Origin of the sequence: Gaetbulibacter sp. NE, assembly GCF_025548475.1 — a bacterium.
GTDB lineage: Bacteria > Bacteroidota > Bacteroidia > Flavobacteriales > Flavobacteriaceae > Gaetbulibacter_B > Gaetbulibacter_B jejuensis.
This window is the reverse complement of record NZ_JAOQHY010000001.1, coordinates 372,132-392,933: the sequence shown is the minus strand read 5'-3', so window position 1 is coordinate 392,933 and position 20,802 is coordinate 372,132. Positions and strand designations below refer to the sequence as shown.

The 20,802-nt window shown below is 35.1% G+C and carries 15 protein-coding genes and 1 tRNA gene; 11 read left to right on the top strand and 5 right to left on the bottom strand.

The window, feature by feature from the left end:
- Window positions 1-4: 4 nt before the first annotated feature.
- From OD803_RS01890 to bglX, 11 genes are all read left to right on the top strand, one after another.
- Complete coding sequence (locus tag OD803_RS01890; protein ID WP_129759325.1) at window positions 5-1,198, top strand: FtsW/RodA/SpoVE family cell cycle protein; 1,194 nt, start codon at window positions 5-7, stop codon at window positions 1,196-1,198.
- Window positions 1,198-2,295: an undecaprenyldiphospho-muramoylpentapeptide beta-N-acetylglucosaminyltransferase gene (gene murG, locus OD803_RS01885; RefSeq protein ID WP_262732155.1), complete on the top strand. Its 1,098-nt coding sequence runs from the start codon at window positions 1,198-1,200 to the stop codon at window positions 2,293-2,295. The genes OD803_RS01890 and murG overlap by 1 nt, the downstream gene beginning before the upstream one ends.
- A complete protein-coding gene (gene murC / locus OD803_RS01880; protein WP_262732154.1) occupies window positions 2,292-3,644 on the top strand; it encodes a UDP-N-acetylmuramate--L-alanine ligase in 1,353 nt (450 codons plus the stop codon). The genes murG and murC overlap by 4 nt, the downstream gene beginning before the upstream one ends.
- Before the next feature lie 13 nt (window positions 3,645-3,657).
- Complete coding sequence (locus tag OD803_RS01875; RefSeq protein ID WP_262732153.1) at window positions 3,658-4,356, top strand: cell division protein FtsQ/DivIB; 699 nt, start codon at window positions 3,658-3,660, stop codon at window positions 4,354-4,356.
- 3 nt (window positions 4,357-4,359) lie between these two features.
- Window positions 4,360-5,691: a cell division protein FtsA gene (ftsA, locus tag OD803_RS01870; RefSeq protein ID WP_129759321.1), complete on the top strand. Its 1,332-nt coding sequence runs from the start codon at window positions 4,360-4,362 to the stop codon at window positions 5,689-5,691.
- Window positions 5,692-5,720: 29 nt separating this feature from the next.
- Complete coding sequence (ftsZ, locus tag OD803_RS01865; protein WP_262732152.1) at window positions 5,721-7,649, top strand: cell division protein FtsZ; 1,929 nt, start codon at window positions 5,721-5,723, stop codon at window positions 7,647-7,649.
- 120 nt (window positions 7,650-7,769) lie between these two features.
- On the top strand, window positions 7,770-8,219 hold the full coding sequence (locus OD803_RS01860) for a GatB/YqeY domain-containing protein (RefSeq protein WP_262732151.1): 450 nt from the start codon (window positions 7,770-7,772) through the stop codon (window positions 8,217-8,219).
- A gap of 7 nt (window positions 8,220-8,226) precedes the next feature.
- Window positions 8,227-8,300: transfer RNA gene (locus OD803_RS01855), tRNA-Arg, on the top strand.
- 200 nt (window positions 8,301-8,500) lie between these two features.
- A complete protein-coding gene (locus OD803_RS01850; protein WP_262732150.1) occupies window positions 8,501-9,562 on the top strand; it encodes an SGNH/GDSL hydrolase family protein in 1,062 nt (353 codons plus the stop codon).
- A 12-nt stretch (window positions 9,563-9,574) separates the two neighbouring features.
- Window positions 9,575-10,960 (top strand): sialate O-acetylesterase, encoded by a 1,386-nt coding sequence (locus OD803_RS01845; protein ID WP_262732149.1) that lies wholly within the window; start codon window positions 9,575-9,577, stop codon window positions 10,958-10,960.
- A gap of 5 nt (window positions 10,961-10,965) precedes the next feature.
- Window positions 10,966-13,251, top strand: coding sequence for a beta-glucosidase BglX (gene bglX, locus OD803_RS01840; protein ID WP_262732148.1), 2,286 nt, complete (start codon window positions 10,966-10,968; stop codon window positions 13,249-13,251).
- A gap of 112 nt (window positions 13,252-13,363) precedes the next feature.
- On the opposite strand, the gene OD803_RS01835 is transcribed toward bglX, so the two are convergent.
- Genes OD803_RS01835 through OD803_RS01815 form a run of 5 tightly spaced genes read right to left on the bottom strand, consistent with a single transcriptional unit; the run spans window position 13,364 to window position 20,801 of the window.
- Window positions 13,364-15,517, bottom strand: a complete 2,154-nt coding sequence (locus OD803_RS01835) for a glycoside hydrolase family 9 protein (RefSeq protein WP_262732147.1) — start codon at window positions 15,515-15,517, stop codon at window positions 13,364-13,366.
- A 6-nt stretch (window positions 15,518-15,523) separates the two neighbouring features.
- On the bottom strand, window positions 15,524-16,876 hold the full coding sequence (locus OD803_RS01830) for a glycoside hydrolase 5 family protein (RefSeq protein WP_262732146.1): 1,353 nt from the start codon (window positions 16,874-16,876) through the stop codon (window positions 15,524-15,526).
- Between the two features lie 2 nt (window positions 16,877-16,878).
- Window positions 16,879-18,417 (bottom strand): glycosyl hydrolase, encoded by a 1,539-nt coding sequence (locus OD803_RS01825; protein ID WP_262732145.1) that lies wholly within the window; start codon window positions 18,415-18,417, stop codon window positions 16,879-16,881.
- A gap of 11 nt (window positions 18,418-18,428) precedes the next feature.
- Window positions 18,429-19,589: an AGE family epimerase/isomerase gene (locus OD803_RS01820; RefSeq protein ID WP_262732144.1), complete on the bottom strand. Its 1,161-nt coding sequence runs from the start codon at window positions 19,587-19,589 to the stop codon at window positions 18,429-18,431.
- Window positions 19,590-19,610: 21 nt separating this feature from the next.
- Complete coding sequence (locus tag OD803_RS01815; protein ID WP_269468200.1) at window positions 19,611-20,801, bottom strand: glycoside hydrolase family 130 protein; 1,191 nt, start codon at window positions 20,799-20,801, stop codon at window positions 19,611-19,613.
- Window position 20,802: the final 1 nt, after the last annotated feature.

Here is a 20,802-nt window from a genome sequence, read left to right as displayed (position 1 = left end):
ACTTGTGCAAAAACTGTTTGATAACATAAAAGGAGACCGTTTAATTTGGGCAATAGCTGCATTGTTGGCTATATTCTCATTTCTGCCTGTGTATAGTGCTGCGAGTAATTTGGCATACATAGGAGGTAATGGTAACACCTTTACATTTTTTGTTAAGCATTTTATGCACTTGTTTTTAGGGTTTTCAATCATGTATGCTGTGCATAGAGTGCCCTATAGGTATTTTAGAGGTATATCAATGATTATGTTGCCAATTGTATTGGTATTGCTTGTGGTAACGATGCTTCAAGGTACAACTATTGAGGGAGCAAATGCTAGTAGATGGATTCAAATACCAATTGTTGGGATGTCGTTTCAAACGTCCACTTTAGCCTCAGTGGTACTTATGGTTTATGTGGCAAGATATCTTTCAAAAATTAAGGATAAAACAATAACATTTAAAGAATCAATTCTGCCATTATGGGTTCCTGTTTTCTTAGTATTAATGCTCATACTTCCTGCTAATTTTTCAACTACAGCTATCATATTTAGTATGGTAATGATGTTGGCGTTTATTGGTGGTTATCCAGTAAAATATTTAGCGCTAATTATAGGTGCAGGAATTATAGGTTTAACCATGTTTATATTGGTTGCAAAGGCATTTCCGGGTGCAATGCCAAATAGGGTTGATACTTGGATGAGCAGGATTGAAAATTTTTCTAATGGAGTTGATACTGAAGAAGACTATCAAATAGAGCAGGCTAAAATAGCTATCGCGTCAGGTGGAATAAAAGGAGTTGGTCCAGGAAAAAGTGTGCAGAAAAACTTTTTGCCACAATCGTCATCAGATTTCATTTTTGCAATAATAATAGAAGAGTATGGGTTGATTGGCGGTATGGTTGTCTTGGTGGCTTACATGTGGCTGCTTTTTAGAATTGTAATTGCAGCTCAAAAAGCCGATACGGTTTTTGGTAAACTTTTGGTTTTAGGAGTGGGATTGCCTATTGTTTTTCAAGCATTAATAAATATGGCAGTTGCTGTAGAGTTGTTTCCGGTTACAGGTCAAACATTGCCATTAATAAGTAGTGGAGGAACATCAATTTGGATGACTTGTTTAGCTATAGGAATTATACTTAGCGTAAGTGCAAAGAGAGAAGAAATTAAAGAACAAGAAAATATAGAAGATAATCCGCTCGAAATTTTGAGTGAAGCGATATAATGAGTAACTATAAAATCATATTGTCAGGTGGTGGAACAGGAGGTCATATCTATCCTGCTATTGCTATTGCAAACGAGTTAAAATCTCGTTTTCCTGATGCTGAATTTTTGTTTGTAGGTGCTATGGATAGAATGGAGATGGAAAAAGTACCACAAGCAGGTTATGAAATAGAAGGACTTTGGATTTCTGGTATTCAGCGTAAGCTTACGCTTAAAAATTTAACGTTTCCATTTAAGCTGATTACAAGCTTGTTGAGGTCTAGAAAAATAGTTAAAACCTTTAAGCCAGATGTTGTGATTGGTACAGGAGGTTTTGCAAGTGGACCATTACTTAAAGTAGCGACTTTAAAACGAATTCCTAGTTTAATTCAGGAGCAAAACTCTTATCCAGGAATTACTAATAAGCTGCTGGCTAAAAGTGTTGATAAAATTTGTGTAGCGTATGATGGTTTAGAGCGGTTTTTTCCAAAATCAAAACTCATAAAAACAGGAAATCCAATACGTCAAGATCTTTTAAGTATTGATGGAAAAGCTATTGAAGCTAAAGATACTTTTAAGTTACGTCATGGAAAACATACCTTATTGGTTTTAGGAGGAAGTTTAGGTTCAAAACGCATTAATGAACTTATTGAAAAAGAATTGGAGTTTATACAAACTCAAAACGTTCAAGTGATATGGCAATGTGGTAAACTGTACTACGATGCTTATAAAAGATATAACAACATGGAAGATGTACAAGTGTATCCCTTTTTAAACAATATGGATATGGCTTATGCGGCTTCAGATGTTATTATTTCGAGAGCTGGAGCAAGTTCGGTTTCTGAGTTGTGTGTTGTGGGTAAACCTGTAATTTTTATTCCATCGCCTAATGTAGCTGAGGACCATCAAACAAAAAATGCAATGGCAGTTGTTGAAAATGATGCTGCAATTTTAATTAAGGAATCCGATTTAGATGTTGATTTTGAAAACAAGTTTTCGCAATTAGTGAATTCGGTTGAAAGGCAAAATGAACTCGGAACTAATATAAAAAAGTTGGCTTTAGTTAATGCAACTAAAGATATAGCCAATGAGGTTGAAAAATTATTGAATCATAAATGAATTATAACAACATACATAACGTCTATTTTATAGGAATTGGTGGTATTGGTATGAGTGCTTTAGCACGATATTTTAAAGCCAACAATAAGCAAGTTATGGGTTATGATAAAACCAAAACTGAGATTACTGACAGTTTGGAAAATCTAGGTATTAAAGTACATTTCAATGATTCTATTGATAATATTCCTACTCGCTTTTTAGATATTGAATCTACGTTGGTAGTTTATACGCCAGCTATACCAAAAGCACATCAAGAGCTAAATTATTTTATTGATAATGGTTATAAGGTGTTAAAACGCTCAGTGGTTTTGGGTGAGATTACAAAGCACACGTTTTGTCTTGCTATTGCAGGCACTCACGGAAAAACTACTACGACCAGTATTTTAGGTCATTTACTTAATGAGTGTGGAGTGGAAGTCACTGCTTTCTTGGGAGGAATTAGTGAGAATTATAATTCTAATTTAATCCTTAACGGAACAAAGGTAACAGTTGTTGAGGCGGATGAGTTTGATCGTTCGTTTTTAACCCTGTCTCCAGATTTAGCATGTATTACTTCAATGGATGCTGATCATTTAGATATTTATGGAGAAGCCGAAGCGCTTAAAGACTCGTTTGTTGATTTTTCTAAAAAACTAAAGCCTAACGGGAAACTCTTCGTAAAAAATGGACTGCCATTAAAAGGAATTACCTACGGAATAGAAGATAATTCAGACTATTCAGTAAAAAATATAAAAATTATAGATGGTACTTATGTGTTTGATGTAACAACACCAAGTACTACCCTTGACAATTTCAAATTTAACCTACCTGGTAGACATAACCTGTCGAATGCATTAATAGCCTTGGCGATGGCTGTGGAGTATGGTTGCCCTCCCAAACAGCTCGCCAAAGCTTTAGCATCTTACAAAGGTGTTAAACGTAGGTTTAGTTACCCTATTAAAACCGAAAATTTAGTGCTAATTGATGATTATGCACATCATCCGCAAGAAATAAATGCAGTACATCAAGCAGTGCGAGAAATGTATCCAAATCAAAAAGTTATGGCAGTTTTTCAGCCACATTTATTCAGTAGAACAAGAGATTTTGCTGATGAATTTGCTGAAGCCTTGTCGCAATTTGATGAGGTCTTATTGCTTGATATTTATCCAGCTAGAGAATTGCCAATTGAAGGTATAACTTCTAATTGGTTATTGGATAAGATGAAACATAACCACAAAAAACTGGTTGAAAAGCCTGAAATTATTTCAGAAATAAAGAAAAGTAATGCTCAAGTTATTTTAATGATTGGAGCAGGAGATATAGGAGAAGAAGTTAAACATGTAAAAGAAGCGTTAAGTGTCGCGAGTTAGTAAAATAAATTACATGAAAGTCGTGTTGCTGCTAGTGTTAGTGGTGTTTCTTTATGCGTTTTCGTCAGCAAGAAATTCAGGTCGAAAAGTTGCAGCTCCTAATGTGAAATTTATTGGTAGTCAAGATTTGTTTATAACCCAAGAGACTGTTAGTAAATTGTTAATACAAAATCAAGAGGGAGTTACGAACAAGCCTAAAGAAATTATAGATTTGAATGTTTTAGAAACTGCCCTAAATTCTAATGCCATGATCAAAGAGGCTCAGGTGTATATGAGTATTGATGGCTCAATTACAGCTGAGATAGAGCAAAAGCAACCTATAGCAAGAGTTAGTACAAATGCATCTTATTATATTGATAGTCAAGGGTTGTTTATGCCTTTGTCTGACAATTATACAGCAAGAGTACCACTGGTTACAGGAACTGTTTTAAAAAATGACTTGGACAATGTATACAAAATTGCAAAAAAAGTCAGCGAAGATAAATTCTTAAAGCAACACGTCATTGAGATTCATCAAAATGAAGATAAATCAATTGATTTAAAATTTAGATTGAACGATTTCAAAATACAATTAGGCGCTTTAAAAATGTTAGACAAGAAAATAAACAATCTTAAAGCGTTTTACCAAAAAGCGTTTAAAGATAAAACATTGGATAGCTATAGCATAGTGAACTTAAAATTTGATAATCAAGTCATTTGCACCAAAAAGTAAGTAATGGAGAATAATAAAATTTCTGTAGGATTAGATATAGGTACCACAAAAATTGTGGCTATGATTGGTCGTAAAAATGAATATGGAAAAGCTGAGATTCTTGGTATTGGTAAATCCAAGAGTTTAGGTGTGCATAGAGGTGTTGTAAATAATATTACACAAACTATTCAGTCTATTCAGCAAGCTGTTCAAGAAGCAGAAGCAGAAGCAGGTTTAAAAATTGAAGAAGTAACTGTAGGTATTGCGGGACAACACATTAGAAGTTTACAACACAGCGATTACATTACAAGACCAAATTCTGAATTGGTAATCGATGAAGAAGATATAGATAAGCTTATCAATCAAGTTCACAAATTGGTAATGTTACCAGGTGAAGAAATTATTCATGTATTACCACAAGAATATAAAGTTGATGGACAAGGAGAAATAAAAGAACCAATTGGTATGTATGGAGGACGCTTAGAGGCTAATTTCCATGTTGTAGTTGGTCAAGTATCATCAATACGAAATATAGGAAGATGCGTAAAAAGTTCTGGTTTAGGACTTGAAGGTATCACTTTGGAGCCATTAGCTTCAGCGAATGCTGTTTTGAGTCAAGAAGAGAAGGAAGCAGGAGTTGCGCTTATTGACATAGGTGGTGGTACAACAGATTTAGCAGTCTTTAAAGATGGTATTATTCGTCATACAGCAGTAATACCATTTGGTGGAAATGTTATTACCGAAGACATAAAAGAAGGTTGCTCAATCATTGAAAAGCAAGCTGAACTTTTAAAAATAAAATTTGGTTCTGCATGGCCTGGAGAAAATAAGGATAACGAAATTGTATCAATTCCTGGACTAAGAGGAAGAGAGCCAAAAGAGATTACGCTTAAAAACCTTTCAAAAATTATACATGCTCGTGTAGTAGAAATTATTGAGCAAGTTTATGTTGAGATAAAAAACTATGGACACGAAGAGCAAAAGAAAAAGCTAATTGCAGGTATTGTTTTAACAGGAGGTGGAGCTCAATTAAAACACTTAAAGCAGTTGGTTGAATATATCACAGGAATGGATACCAGAATTGGCTATCCTAACGAGCATCTTGCAGGAGATAGTGATGATGATATTGCAAGTCCTTTATTTGCTACAGCTGTAGGTTTGGTGATGGACGGACTAAAACGTCAAGAAAGAAAACGAATAGAAAAAGAACCAGAAGTAGAGGAAAGCTTAAATGAAGTAAGTGAGGAAGCACAAAGTGCTGATGAAGAGGTTGTAAGTCAACCTAAAAAAGAGCGTAAATCGTTCTTAGATAAATTAACAGAAAGAGTAAAAGATTTTTTAGATAACGCAGAATAATTAATTATAAATCCAGTAAAACTAATTATATGAGTAATAATAGTGAATTAGGAAACATTGCTTTCGATTTGCCAAAAAACCAATCTAACGTCATTAAAGTGATTGGAGTTGGAGGAGGAGGTAGCAACGCCATTAACCACATGTTCCAGCAAGGTATTAAAGGTGTTGACTTTGTAATATGCAATACAGATTCCCAAGCACTACAAAACAGTGGTGTCCCAAACAAGATTCAATTAGGAGTTAACTTAACCGAAGGTTTAGGTGCAGGAGCTAATCCAGATGTTGGTGAGCAAGCAGCACTTGAAAGTTTAGAAGACATTCGTAGAATGTTGGATACCAACACTAAAATGATATTCATTACCGCTGGAATGGGTGGAGGAACAGGTACTGGAGCTGCTCCTATAATTGCTAAAATGGCAAAAGAAATGGATATCCTTACTGTAGGTATTGTAACAATGCCATTTCAGTTTGAAGGAAAAACAAGAAACGAACAAGCACAAAAAGGAATTGAAAACCTTCGTGGTCATGTAGATTCTTTAGTGGTGATCAATAATAATAAACTTCGTGAAGTTTATGGAAACCTTGGGTTTAAAGCTGGGTTCTCCAAAGCTGATGAGGTTTTATCAACAGCCTCAAGAGGAATTGCTGAAGTTATCACACATCACTATACACAAAACATCGATTTACGTGATGCTAAAACAGTATTAAGTAATAGTGGAACTGCAATAATGGGTTCTGCTACTGCTTCAGGAAAAACCAGAGCGCAAGAAGCGATCATGAAAGCGTTAGATTCTCCGCTATTAAACGATAACAAAATTACTGGAGCTAAAAATGTATTATTGCTTATCGTGTCTGGTTCACATGAAATCACAATTGATGAAATTGGTGAAATCAACGACCATATTCAAAATGAAGCAGGTCATGGAGCAAACATTATTATGGGTGTTGGTGAAGACGAATCTTTAGAAGAATCAATCTCAGTTACAATTATTGCAACGGGTTTCGATATTGATCAACAGCATGAAATTTCTAATACTGAAGTTAAAAAAGTAGTACACGCTCTTGAAGATGATGCTGATGATATGAATGTAAAAGAGCAAGATCCTGCTATCATAACTCCAGATATTGTATTAGAAAAGGAAGAAAAGAAAGCACCTGAAGTAGTTCGTCATACATTATTAGATGAAGAAGATGATAATGAAATTCAAGCTCAGGATGAAAAGATGGATTTAATTCCAACTACAGATTTTCTTAAAGGAATAAACGTTGTTTACGACGAGGTTTTAGACCATAAAGTACCTAGTGAAGAAGATTTCATTATTACTCCTGTTCAAGAAGTAAAAGAAGAAGAAATTCAAGTAGAAGAAGAGGAGCAGTTTACATTAACGTTTGATTTACCACTTCCTAATCAAAAAATTGAAGAAGAAGAAATTCAAGAAAAAGAAGAAAAGATTCTTTTCGATTTAGATGATGAAGTTAAAGACCTTAACGTTAACGACCATGTTGAGATTATTCCTGTTACAGAAGCCAATGAAACAGGAGAAGTTAGATATGCATTAGATGAATATTCAACGTTTGAATCTTCAATAAATACTAAAAAGGCAAAAGAACCTGAAGTAGAAGAGGAAATTGTTTTTGAGAAAAAAGTAATTACATCTGAAGAGGTTGAAGAAGTTGAAAACGAAGAAGTCGACCCAATGAACAGTCCAATTTCTGCTTTAATAAAAGAAAGAGCAGATGAAAGAAGACGTAAAATGAAAGACTTCAATTACAAATTCAACAATGCTAAAATAGATGAAATTGAAAAAGAACCTGCATATAAAAGACAAGGTGTGAATTTAGAAGAATCGCAACATTCTTCTGATACGAATGCTTCAAGAATGTCTGTTGGCACTGACGACAACGACGATATTCAATTAAGAAGTAACAATTCATTTTTACACGACAACGTAGATTAATAGCAAATTTAGTTTAGTGTTTCACACTTGTGTCAAACCCGGAAGCTTTATGGTAGTTTCCGGGTTTACTTTTTGTGTTTTTTCTTAGTATCTTCGCAATTCTAATTAATTCAAACTAGTATGAGCTTACAACAAGACGTAATGGCTGCTATGAAAACAGCAATGAAAGAAAAAGACCAATTGGCTTTAGCAGCATTAAGAGCAGTCAAATCTGAAATATTATTAGCACAAACCCAAACAGGTACAAAAGAAGAATTAACAAGTGAAGAAGAGATAAAAATTCTTTCAAAACTAGTTAAGCAACGTAAAGATAGTGCAGCAATTTTTGCTGAACAAAATAGAGCTGATTTAGCAGAACCTGAATTGGCACAAGCAAAAGTTATAAGTCAATTTTTACCTGAACAGTTAACTGAAGAAGAAATAACCAATGTTGTAAAAGAAGTAATTGCTAAAGTTGGTGCAGAAGGGATGAAAGACATGGGAAAAGTAATGGGAATAGTAACACAACAATTGGCAGGAAAAGCTGATGGTAAAACCATTTCTACAATTGTAAGACAACAATTGGCGTAAGGCTTTTGGCCTCGTAGTTCAACTGGATAGAATATCAGATTTCGGCTCTGAGGGTTGGAGGTTCGAATCCTCTCGAGGTCACAAATAGATACAAAGCCCTAAAGTGAGTTCATAAAATGGATTCGATTTAGGGCTTGTTTTTTTAGAGGAGCACTTTAAAAATAGTATAAGTTTTTGAAATTTTTTAATAACTGAAATCAAACACTTTTTGCTAGTTTTATTCTGTAATAAACTTTAGCGTGCGCATTAAAACTACATACCTCTTATTAACGCTTGCTGTTATGTGTTGTAAGAATCCCGAAAGTAAACAATTAGATGTTTTTCAATCTAATAATGAGGTTTTTAAATATTCAGGAAGAATTATAACAAAAGAGCATTCAGTTGGGTTGATAAGTTCTGCTTCATCGGTTGAATTCAATGTGGCAGGAGATTCGTTAACAATCAATATCCAGTCAGAATACAAACCAAGAAACTACTTTGTGCTTACAATAAATGATAAGTATCAAAAACGGTATACAATTTCTGGAGACACCATCAATTCCATTAAAATAGCTTTACCTAAAACAGAAACGCAAAATAAGGTTGGAATTTTTAAGGCAACTGAAGCGGCAAGTGGTATGGTGCTTTTTCATGGTGTAGAAGCTGAAGCTATTTCTAAAGTTGAAAGAGATACTGCATTTACTATAGAGTTTATTGGCGATTCTATAACCTGTGGTGCTTTAATGGATCCTACTGATGTTCCTTGTGATGCCAAAGGTGAATACATAGACCAGCATAATGCTTATTTAGCATATGGGCCAATAGTAGCAAGAGCTTTAAACGCTGATTATATTTTGAGTTCGGTTTCTGGTATGGGAATCTATCGTAATTGGAACGATGAGCATAAAGACGAGCCTATTATGCCTGAGGTTTATGAAAATTTATTCCTAAATACTAATGATGATGTACTATACGATTTTAAGGTTAAACCAAAGCTAGTGAGCATCTGTTTAGGAACCAATGATATGTCTCAAGGCGATGGCATCAAAGATCGTTTACCTTTCAATCCTGAAACTTATGTAACACGTTATATAGAATTAGTTGGTAAAGTATATAAACACTACCCAAATACTCAAGTTGTGCTTTTAAATAGTCCAATGATTCAGGGAGACAAAAACGACGTGCTTATTGATTGCCTAACGCAAGTGAAAACACATTTTGAAAAGGACTCTAATAGAACAATTCCTATATTTCAATTCAATGATGTGTATGCTAATGGTTGTAATTACCATCCAAGTATAGCAGATAATAAAGTAATGGCCGAAAAACTAATTCCGTTCTTCAAAAAGGTATTGGCCAACTAAACATTTAATTTAATGAAGATTTACAATAAATATATTTTGTGTTGTATAGGTAGCTTGTCTTTTATAATGAGCTCTTTTGCTAATGTCACTATCCCATCTTTTTTTAGTGATAATATGGTGTTGCAGCAGCAAGATAATGTTAAAATTTGGGGATGGAGTAATCCTCACGAACCCATAACCATTACAACAAGTTGGAGTAATGATACTATTACAGCCAAAGGCACTAATTATGCAAAATGGGAAGCAGTTTTAAAAACTCCAAAAGCAGGTGGTCCATATACAATAACAATCAAAGGATATAATGAAATTAAACTGAATAATGTTTTAATTGGCGAGGTTTGGGTGTGTTCTGGTCAGTCCAATATGGAGTGGACTGCCTCAGCAGGAATTGATGATGCTGAAACAGCAATAGCTGCTGCAAATTTCCCTAATATTAGATTGTTTACAGTGTCAAAACATTCTTCCGAAACACCTCAAGATAATCTGGATGGTCAGTGGCAAATGTGTTCACCAGAAACCATGCAGTATTTTAGTGCAGTTGCTTATTTCTTCGGGAAAAAACTACATCAAGAACTCGACGTTCCAATAGGATTGATTAATTCTAGTTGGGGAGGAAGCTATGCCGAAACTTGGATGCCAGAATCAATTTTTAAAACGAATAATGAATTGAAAAAAGCATCTGAAAAAATCAATCCTGTTGAATGGGCTCCTTATGAACCTGGTCGTATATATAATGCTATGATTCATCCATTAACTAAGCTTAATGTTTCAGGAGTGATTTGGTATCAAGGTGAAAATAATACAGCAAATTCAAAGTCTTATCATTTAATTTTTTCTGAATTGATTAAATCTTGGAGACAAGCATTTAATAAAGAAATTCCTTTTTACTTTGCTCAAATAGCGCCTTTTTCTTACCATGAGTTTGCAGGTGTAGAAGTTAGGGATGCGCAAAGACGCACATTAGAATTGCCAAAAACTGCAATGGTTGTCACTTCAGATATAGGAGACCTTAAAGACATTCATCCACGTAATAAAAAAGATGTAGGACTCAGGTTTGCTCAATTAGCACTTAAAAAGCACTACCATACAATAGATACTGTTGTTGAAAGTCCGTTGTATGCATCTGCAGAAGTAAAAAACAACAAGCTTCTAGTAACGTTTAATCATGCTGACGGATTATATGCAACGTCAAAGACCAGTCAGTTTGAAGTAGCAGGAGCTGATGAGGTATTTCATTCGGCGAAATTCAAAATAAAAGGAAATCAAATAGAAGTGTTTTCAAAACAAGTAAAGGAACCTATGTATGTGAGGTATGCTTGGGGAAATACTATAGAAGCCAATATATTCAATAAAGTAGGATTGCCAATGTCTAGCTTTACCACACAACTAATTAAATAACAATCATGAAAACAATAAAAATCACAAGAGTTTGTGCAGTAGCAGTTATTTTGCTTTGTCTTGTGAACACAAAAACACATGCTCAAATGGAAGAAACAAAGGTTGATATAAATCAGAAAGTAGAGTCGTTATTATCACAAATGACCATTGAAGAGAAAGTAGGACAAATGAATCTTTATAACGGGTTTTGGGACGTTACAGGACCAGCGCCTGAAGAAGGAAATGCTGCCTTAAAATACGATCATCTTAAAAAAGGATGGGTTGGAGCGATGTTAACTGTAAGAGGAGCTGAAGAGGTAAGAAAGGTTCAAAGAATTGCAGTTGAAGAATCTAGACTAGGTATTCCGTTACTAATTGGGTTTGATGTGATTCATGGTTATAAAACTTTAAGCCCAATTCCGTTGGCTGAATCGGCTAGTTGGGATTTGCAAGCTATTGAAAAATCCGCACGTGTTGCAGCTACTGAGGCTTCTGCTTCTGGAATTAACTGGACTTTTGCTCCAATGGTTGATATCTCAAGAGATGCGCGTTGGGGACGTGTTATGGAAGGTGCTGGTGAAGATCCTTATTTGGGAAGTTTAATAGCCAAAGCACGAGTAAACGGATTTCAAGGTGATGATCTTTCTGCTCATAATACTATTGCTGCTTGTGCTAAGCATTTTGCAGCTTATGGTTTTGCTGAAGCAGGTAGAGACTATAATGTTGCTGATATAGGAAATGGTACACTTTACAACACAGTGTTGCCTCCTTTTAAAGCAGCTTCAGAGGCTGGTGTAAAAACATTCATGAACTCCTTTAATACCTTAAATGGTGTTCCTGTTACAGGAAGTTCGTTTTTGCAAAGAGACATTCTTAAAAGAGATTGGAATTTTGATGGTTTCGTGGTTTCAGATTGGGCTTCTATTAATGAAATGATTCCTTGGGGACATGCAAAAGATAAACGTCAAGCGGCTCAAATTGCTGCAAATGCTGGTTCTGATATGGATATGGAAGGTTATGTTTATATTCAGGAATTAGCGCAATTGGTTAAAGATGGTGTGGTAAAAGAATCGATTTTAGATGATGCTGTTAGACGTATTTTAAAGGTGAAGTTTGAGTTAGGACTTTTTGAAGATCCTTATAGGTATTGTGATGACGATAGAGAAAAAGAATGGACCTACCATGAAAGCTATAGAGAAGCTGTTTTGGATATGGCAAAAAAATCTATCGTGCTTTTAAAGAACGATAACCATTTGCTACCGCTTAAAAAGAATGGTCAAACCATCGCTTTAATTGGCGATTTGGCTGATGATAAGTCAAGCCCTCTAGGTAGCTGGAGAATCGCTTCAGATGATGATACTGCGGTTTCTGTATTGGAAGGTATGTCGTCTTACAAAGGCAACACATTAAACTTCTCTAGAGGTCCTGAGGTTTTTGAAGGCACTTCATCCTTTTTACAAGAAGTAAAGATTAACACTACTGATACCTCTGGTTTTGATGAAGCTATCGCAACAGCTAAGGCAGCTGATGTTGTGGTTATGGTGTTAGGCGAACATGGTTTTCAAAGTGGTGAAGGTAGGAGTCGTACCAATTTAGATTTACCAGGTCTTCAGCAAGAACTTTTAGAGGAAGTTTATAAGGTGAACCCTAATGTGGTGTTGGTTTTAAACAACGGAAGACCACTAGCTATAGAATGGGCAAGCGAACATATTCCAGCCATTGTTGAAGCGTGGCATTTAGGAACTGAATCTGGAAATGCGATTGCTAACGTATTATATGGAGACTATAACCCAAGTGGTAAACTGCCAATGTCTTTTCCTAGAAATGTAGGTCAAGCACCAATTTATTACAATAATTACCCAACAGGAAGACCAACCGATAAAGATGGAAACGTATTTTGGTCACATTATACTGATGTTGAGAAAACGCCTTTGTATCCATTTGGTCATGGTTTAAGTTATACCACTTTTGAATATTCAAATTTAAAAGTAACTAATACTTACAAAGAAAATCAGGAAGTAAAAGTGTCTTTTACACTTAAAAACACTGGAGCTTTAAAAGGTAAGGAAGTAGCGCAATTATATATAAGAGATTTGGTTGGAAGTGTTATACGACCGCTTAAAGAATTAAAAGGATTTGAGTTAATCGAGTTAGAGGCAGGTGCATCTAAAACGGTTGAATTTGTACTTACCAAAAAGGAGCTTGGTTTCTATACGAACCAAGGAGAATTTGTGGTAGAATCAGGTGATTTTAAAGTGTTTGTTGGTGGTGATTCTAATGCTGAATTAGAACAAGACTTTACTTTGGAGTAAACTAACATGAATAATGTTTAAGCGTGTGCGCATGCGTCACTTCGAGTAAAATTCTGCAAGAATTTTGTATCGAGAAGTGCATTTTTGAAGGAAAATTCCGCGTTAAACTACTCTATTTTTTAATCAGTTTGATAGTTTTACTACTTTGATTGTTAAATAGTTTAGCCAAATAAACACCTGATGTTTTAATCGTTTTACCAATACTACAATTTTGGTCGCAATGCCCTTTTTCAATAGCTACACCTTTTAAATCATAAATGATATAGTTGAATGGTTTTGAAGCTTGAACAGTCAAACTATCTGTAAAAGGGTTTGGTGAAAACGAAACGTCATTAAAAACATTATCCTTTACAGAAAGTGAACTTGAGCCACTCACAAAGTGTGATAACAATCTAATGTAAGCCACTTGATAGCCATTACTGTTTTCGGTGACTTCCCAAGAGTTCATGGGCCAACTTGTATTAAAATCGTCATAGGCTTTTTGTTTAGGCTGACCTTGAATTCTTGCAACTTGAGGTGCATCACATGTTAAACCAGAACAACCAGAAGGACAGCATCCATCCCAATTATAGGAAGGGTTTGGTCCACCTGTTAAAAATCCAGGAGCAGGTCCGTAAGGGTCGTTTAGTACGTTATCCCAATCAGTTCCATCTCCAAACCATGTATGATAAAATTCATTAACGCCATGGTCAGCACCATAATCGTACATGTTAGATAAGTAACAAAAGTTTAATGGATTTACACCGTGTAAATAATGAATGTAACGTTCAGCAGCTCGCATAGCATCTGCATTATTAGAGCTGTTAACGTCGTGTAATGCATAGTTAGTAAACATTAATCCTTTTCTGGATTTGATACCATTACTTCCCCAAACATAATCTTCAAGATGTGCTAAATATGGATCGGTTTCATTAGTTAATCCTTCAAAATTACTAGCAGAATTCATGCTGTTTTGATACACCGTTTTTATTACATTTGCTACTGTAGTATCTACATTTTCAAGACTGGAGTAGTATAACAAGTTATCCTGATTACCTTGTTCAAAAGGAAAAGCATAATTCCAAAGAATGAGATGAATATCTTGATAGTTGTTTTCTACAAAAGTTTTCATGGTAGAATTGATGCTAGCGTCTTCAGGTAAGCTTGTATTGGTTAAATCATAAAGATGAATAGCTGCTCTTATTTTTAAGGCAAACCTGCCATAATCATCCGTTTCTTGTTGTCCTGCTCCAATACCAACTGAACTATAAGAAGAACTGTTGTTTTCCCAAATAACATTTGGGTTGGCATCTGCCCAATTCCATGCACTTAAAGCACTTTGTCTTAACGTATTTGCATAAGCCGACATTCCTAATCCTTCAAAAACTTTAGATCCTAATGCAAATGCTCCTGCAGAAGAAAGCGTAGCAGTTGTGTTGACGCCTCCATAAAGACTTTGTCCTGTTGCTGATGAAGGTGGAGACGCATGGTCCAAATCCACTATACTAATCATGGAACCATTGGTTTCTTGTAGTCTTAGCAAGTGATCCATTCCCCAAATAATTTCATCGATAATATCAGGAGTTCCGTTGTTGGAATATGGTAAATCATAATCATCACTCCAAGCATTTGGATTTTCAATATAGGCTTTTAGCAAATCAAACACATAGTTTGCAGTCCAATGCGTGTATTTGTTGTAATCGCCTGCATCATACCATCCACCACTCAAATCTTTTTCAGTTGAAGCATCATTTGGTGAATCCCATTTTCTACACTCAGTATCTTGCAAATTTCCTAAATGACTTGCACTATCAGCCCAATCATTTCCTGCGTAAGTAGCATTTTTTTCATAGCCTGCACGCTGATAGAAAAATGTTCTAACCGCATGTTTTAAAACTTCTTCATAGACATCATCAGCTATACTGAATTCGTATGATCTTAAATTTTGATTAATGTCTAATACATAATATGTTCCAGGAGTTTGATAGCTCGAAAAATCAAACCACCAAGCTCTGTCTCCAGAAGAATCATCTTCATTACCTGAGTTCCAAGGAACAACATTTCCAGTGAATACTTGAGTGTCTGTTGTTGCATCTACCAAAGCGTAATTAAACCCTGGAGCAAAGGATTCAGAAGCATCAAAACCAGTTAAAGGATCTCTAACTACAGCTATTTTTTCTGAATTTGTACGATATCCAAATTGGTCAACAATAATGTATTTTGATACTGTTTGACCGTTGGTAATGACTGTCATCAATAAAAAAGTAAATGTCGTTAGAACTCTCATGATGTATTAGTTTTTTAAGGTATCGTTATGACTTTTTATGATTTCTAAAGTTGAGGTATCACTAGCAAAAACCGAATTTAAACCTTGAGGTTCTTGAGGAGGGTCAGCAGTGAAATCGTCTCCATGTTGCCATTTTCCATCACCATCAATATTAGCCTTTCCGTAACCAGCAAATCCCCAAAAATTCAATCCAGCTAAATAGCCTCCATTTGCTTTGCTTTCAGTTACTTTTTCGCAAACAGCTTGATAAAACGTGTTACGATTGTCGATATTCGCATCTAAGGATAAGCTTTCCTTTTCCCTAGGGAAACCAAACTCACTCATGACGATTGGTTTGTTTTGCTTTTTGGCAATTTCTAAATGCTCGTTCATATAAGCATTAGCATTTTCAATGGAAAGCTGAGTGGTTTCAATTTCATTGTTAATATCGTACCAACCCCAATTTTTTGGCCACATGTGCATAGTTAAATAATCGATATTCGGATTGTCGTGTAAACGATCGTACATGTCTATATCTTGTAAGTAACTTGCTTTGCCTTCAGCGCCTGTTGAAATTAGATGTTTAGAGTCTAACGATTCTATTAAATCAACAGTTGTATTTAACCATTCGGTAAAAGGCTTCTCATATTCTGTTCCGACCATCACTCGTGGTTCATTAGCTACTTGCCATGACATTATGGTGTTATCTTCAGTGTATTTTAAACCAGTATAAGCATTGGTGCGTCCCATTAAAAATCGAACATGATTATAAAATGCTTCTTTACAAGGTTCGCATGAATGGAACTGCATAGTATATTTCATATAATCATCCCAAGTGTATTTGTCGGTAAAAAACGGATTAGGAACTTCTCCATAGCCATTCCATTCTAAATATTCACTCATCCCACCAGACCAAATCCAGTTGTTGTTCATATATAAAATAGCATACATATTTCTCTTGCGCATTTCAGCCAATAAAAAATCTAAGCCATCAAGGAGGTCTTCGTTGTATTTTCCTTGTTCGGGCTGTAAAGCAGGATGTACAGTAGAGTCGCTACCATCTCCTTCAGCTCCAGCTAGAATACGTAAGTTGTCGATGCCAACAGATTTCATTAAATCCAATTCTTTAATGAGTCGCTCTCTATCTCCAATGTTTTTAGCTCCAATTAAAGGACCATACCAATAATTAGCTCCGATGAAGTAATAAGGCTGATCTCCTTTATAGAATTTTCCGTCTTTGACACTCACTAATTCAACAGGATTTAAAGTGTCTTTTGCTGTTGTGGTTTCTTCTTGAGTTGTTGCTTTTTTATCGTCTTTACAAGAAGATAGTGCTAGTAAAGAAGCAAACGCAAGCGTTATTGTTTTTAGTTTTATCATAATTAAGGGAGTTGATACATGTTAGGTAATTCGTTTTCTAATAAAGACTTTGGTTTGTTTGTAAACTCAATAAAGTCGTTAGCATCTGTCATTCCTGGTACTGGAGTGCAGTATGTGTTTTCATTGTTTGACCAAAACATCATAAAAGCAATATGGTTGTTGTTATTGGTAATGGCATTATAAAGGTTGCTTGAGTAGAAGTTGGAAATAGGATTGTTATCACCAGGAGTCACAAAGTAACCTGTTTCAGATAAAGCTGCAATTTTAACCCGTTGCTTTGCTAAATCTGATACTATTTTAAGCTTGTTGTTTGCGGCAGTAACTCCACTTTGTCCTTGATTGTTGAAGTCACCATAGTTGTCCATGGCTAAAATATCTACATAAGCATCACCAGGATAACGCTGTAAGTATAAAGCTTCGGTTGTATAACTATTGTCAGGAGCGAAAGCATAAAGCATATTATTTACACCAAGAGTATCTCTTAGGTAAGTAACCGTAAATTGCCAGCACTCTATGAATTGTTGTGGAGAACAGTAATCGTCTCCCCACCAAAACCAGTTTCCGTCAAACTCATGAAATGGTCTGAAAATAATAGGAACTTTTTTACCATCACTTCCTATTAGGTTATTGGCAACATCTGCTACTTTTTGTAGTTTTTGTTTGTAATACTCATGGTTTGCACCTCCAGGTAAAATACTAGCAAAAGCATTTTCAGCTTGAAACTGTGTCATTTCACTTACGTAGAAATGATCACCATCATAAGGTTCTCTTAAATGCCAAGTGAACATATTTACCATGCCTTTGTTGTATGCTTCAACAGCATCAGCCATAATAATTTGCTCTTGTTGGTAAAACCAGTTTGAAGCTGTGCCATCATTATTATCATCAGTAATAAACATAAAATCTGAACCTAGAAGTCCTGGGTCGCTTCCTGTAAGTTTTTTAATATCAGAATCACCTGCTGCATTATTGTAGAATGAATTAAACGCGTCTTGTTGGCCTATAATAAAACTGTCTGGAGACATTGTTTTTAGGTTGTAAAATAAAGCTATGGTTTCGTCTGTTGAATTAGGGTTAACCATATAGTTAGCTGTATCTTCGGGTTGTAATACAAATGCTTCTGGTTCTTCCGAAAGTGTCATGGTTGCACTATCTGGAGTTCCTATTTCGGCATTGTTACTTACTGACACGATTTCTATAACAATAGTTTCATCTCCTTCGGTATCACTGTCATCAATTACTATTACTGGAATTGAATGTGATGTGCTATTTGTAGGAATAGTTACTTGACTATTTATCGTTTGAAAATCTTCACCATTGGTTGCTGTTCCGCTTATACTAAGGTTAACAATTGTGGCAGTGGTTGAAGATCCTGTTAAGGATATATTAAAAGCACCATTAGTAGTTGGTTCAGAAGCTGAACTACCAACTGAAATGGATACTTTTGGATTTACGGTTTCTCCTCCGTTATTGGAATTGTTATCGTCTTTTGAGCAACTAAAGGCTAAAAAGCTTAGTGTTATTAAAAGTAACTTTTTCATTGTTCAATTTTTTAAATATTCATCATTATACATGCTCTTGAAGTATGATAAGGAGCTTTCCACATGCTCACTTTATCTTCTTTATGATAGACGTTTCCATTCTTATCAACTCTAAAAAACCATTCTCCATTAACAGTGTCTATAAGATGAGTTTTAGTGAATTCCCAAATTTTTAATGCAGTGTCTATATAATTTGAATCATTTTTTATTTGTTGGGCATATTTTAAGCCAACTAAGGCTTCAACTTGTGGCCACCAATGTCTATCAGTGTCTGTGTGGTTGGTGGTTAGGTTTTTTTCATTTATAACTGCACCATCAGTATCAATCGCTTCGTTAATAAATGTGTTTGCAACTCTAGTTGCTGTTGTGTAAGCTTGTTGTAATAAGTCGTTGTCCTTTAGTGTTTTTGAAGCTTCAATAACAAGCCATATAGTTTCTATGTCATGACCATAAGATACGGAATTACTGAGTAATTTCCAGTCTTCGTCAAAGAACAAATGGTAGTGATTATTACTATTTAAAAATTTGGTTAAGAATAATTCAACCAACATTGTTAGAGATTTTTTAAGCGACTCATCAGGATAGATTTCTAGGAGTGTTGTGTAGGCTTCTAAAACATGAAGATGAGTATTCATGGTTTTTGCAGCGTTCATATCCTTTTCACTTAAACGCATATCATCAATAGGCGACCAATCTTGATTAAGCGCTTCGATATAACCCAATTTTTTAGTGTCTTTAGCGTGTTTTTCTAATAATTCAAAAAGTTGAATGGCTAGAGTTTTTGCTTCTTCATCTTTTGAAAACTTGTAGTATTCTGACAATGCATAAATACCAAAAGCTTGTGCGTATACTTGTTTGCGCTTATTAATTGGTTGTCCTTTGTAGTCGAGTTCCCAGTAAAAGCCTCCATATTCATTGTCTTTGAAATAATCTTTTAAATACTGAAAAGAACGTTCGCAAATAGACTGATAAGATTTTGAGTTTAAATAATTTGATGCAGCAGAAAACGACCAAAGAATTCGAGTGTTAAGAATTATGCCTTTATTGGCTTTATCTACAATTTTATTGTCGTTGGTTATTTTACCAACAAAACCACCATAGTTTTGGTCTATGGTGTTGTTGGTCCAATAGGTTAATATGTTGAGCAATTCTGAATGGAGTTCAGATTGCATCGTTTTATAGGCTTCATTCATCTATTGTAGCCTTTTGTTTTTTTCTATTAAATCTATAATGGTTTGTACTGAACCTGCTGATGTATAGGTGTCTTTAGGTGTGTTAATACAATAGTCAATTAACTTCTCAATAGTTGTTGTTGCTACATGCATGCGTGTATCAGAAGATGCATAATAAATGTAAACTGTGCCATCACTGTCTTCAATCCAACCATTTACAAATAAAACATTAGAAACATCACCAACACGTTCTTCATCTTGAGGACCCATAAAATGACCAGCTGGTTGATGAATCACTTTTGAAATATCATTTAAATCGGTCATAAACATATACAGTGTGTATCTCAATCCTGCAGCAGTGTTTCTTACACCATGAGCAATATGTAACCAACCTTTCTCGGTTTTTATAGGAGCTGGACCTTGCCCATTTTTAAGTTCAAAAATGGTGTGGTAAACTTTATTGTTTATAATTTTTTCGTCATTAACAACAGGATTTAGCATATCTACGACATAACCTAATCCTATTCCTCCACCATTACCAATATCTATAAACCCATCTTGAGGTCTGGTATAAAGTGCATATTTTCCATCTACAAATTCAGGGTGTAAAACAACATTACGTTGTTGGCCAGTGTTAGAAATTAAATCAGGTAAGCGCTCCCAATTGATAAGGTCTTTGGTTCTAACAATACCAGCGTTAGCAATAGCAGAGCTAGTGTCTCCAGCTTTTGCATTTGGGTCTTTGCGCTCAGTACAGAAGATACCATAAATCCAACCGTCTTCATGTTTAGTCAAACGCATATCATAAACATTTGTGTCTGGATTTCCTTCTATTTGAGGGATAACACAAGGTTTGTCCCAAAATTCAAACTGATCTATTCCGTTAGGACTTTCAGCCATTGCAAAAAATGATTTTCGGTCATTACCTTCAACGCGAACACAAAGCACGTATTTGTCATTCCATTTTATAGCTCCTGCATTAAAAGTGGCATTAAAACCTATGCGTTCTAAAACATTAGGATTGGTTTCTTCGTTTAAATCGTATCTCCAATGTACAGGAATATGGTCGGCTGTTATTATTGGGTTTTTATAACGATTATAAACTCCATTTTTGCTATGTAAAGGTTCGTTTTTTTTGTTTATCACTGCTTCGTAATCCTGAAAAACCTTTTCAAGTTTATAGCTTCTTACATATAGATCTTTTCGCATCATA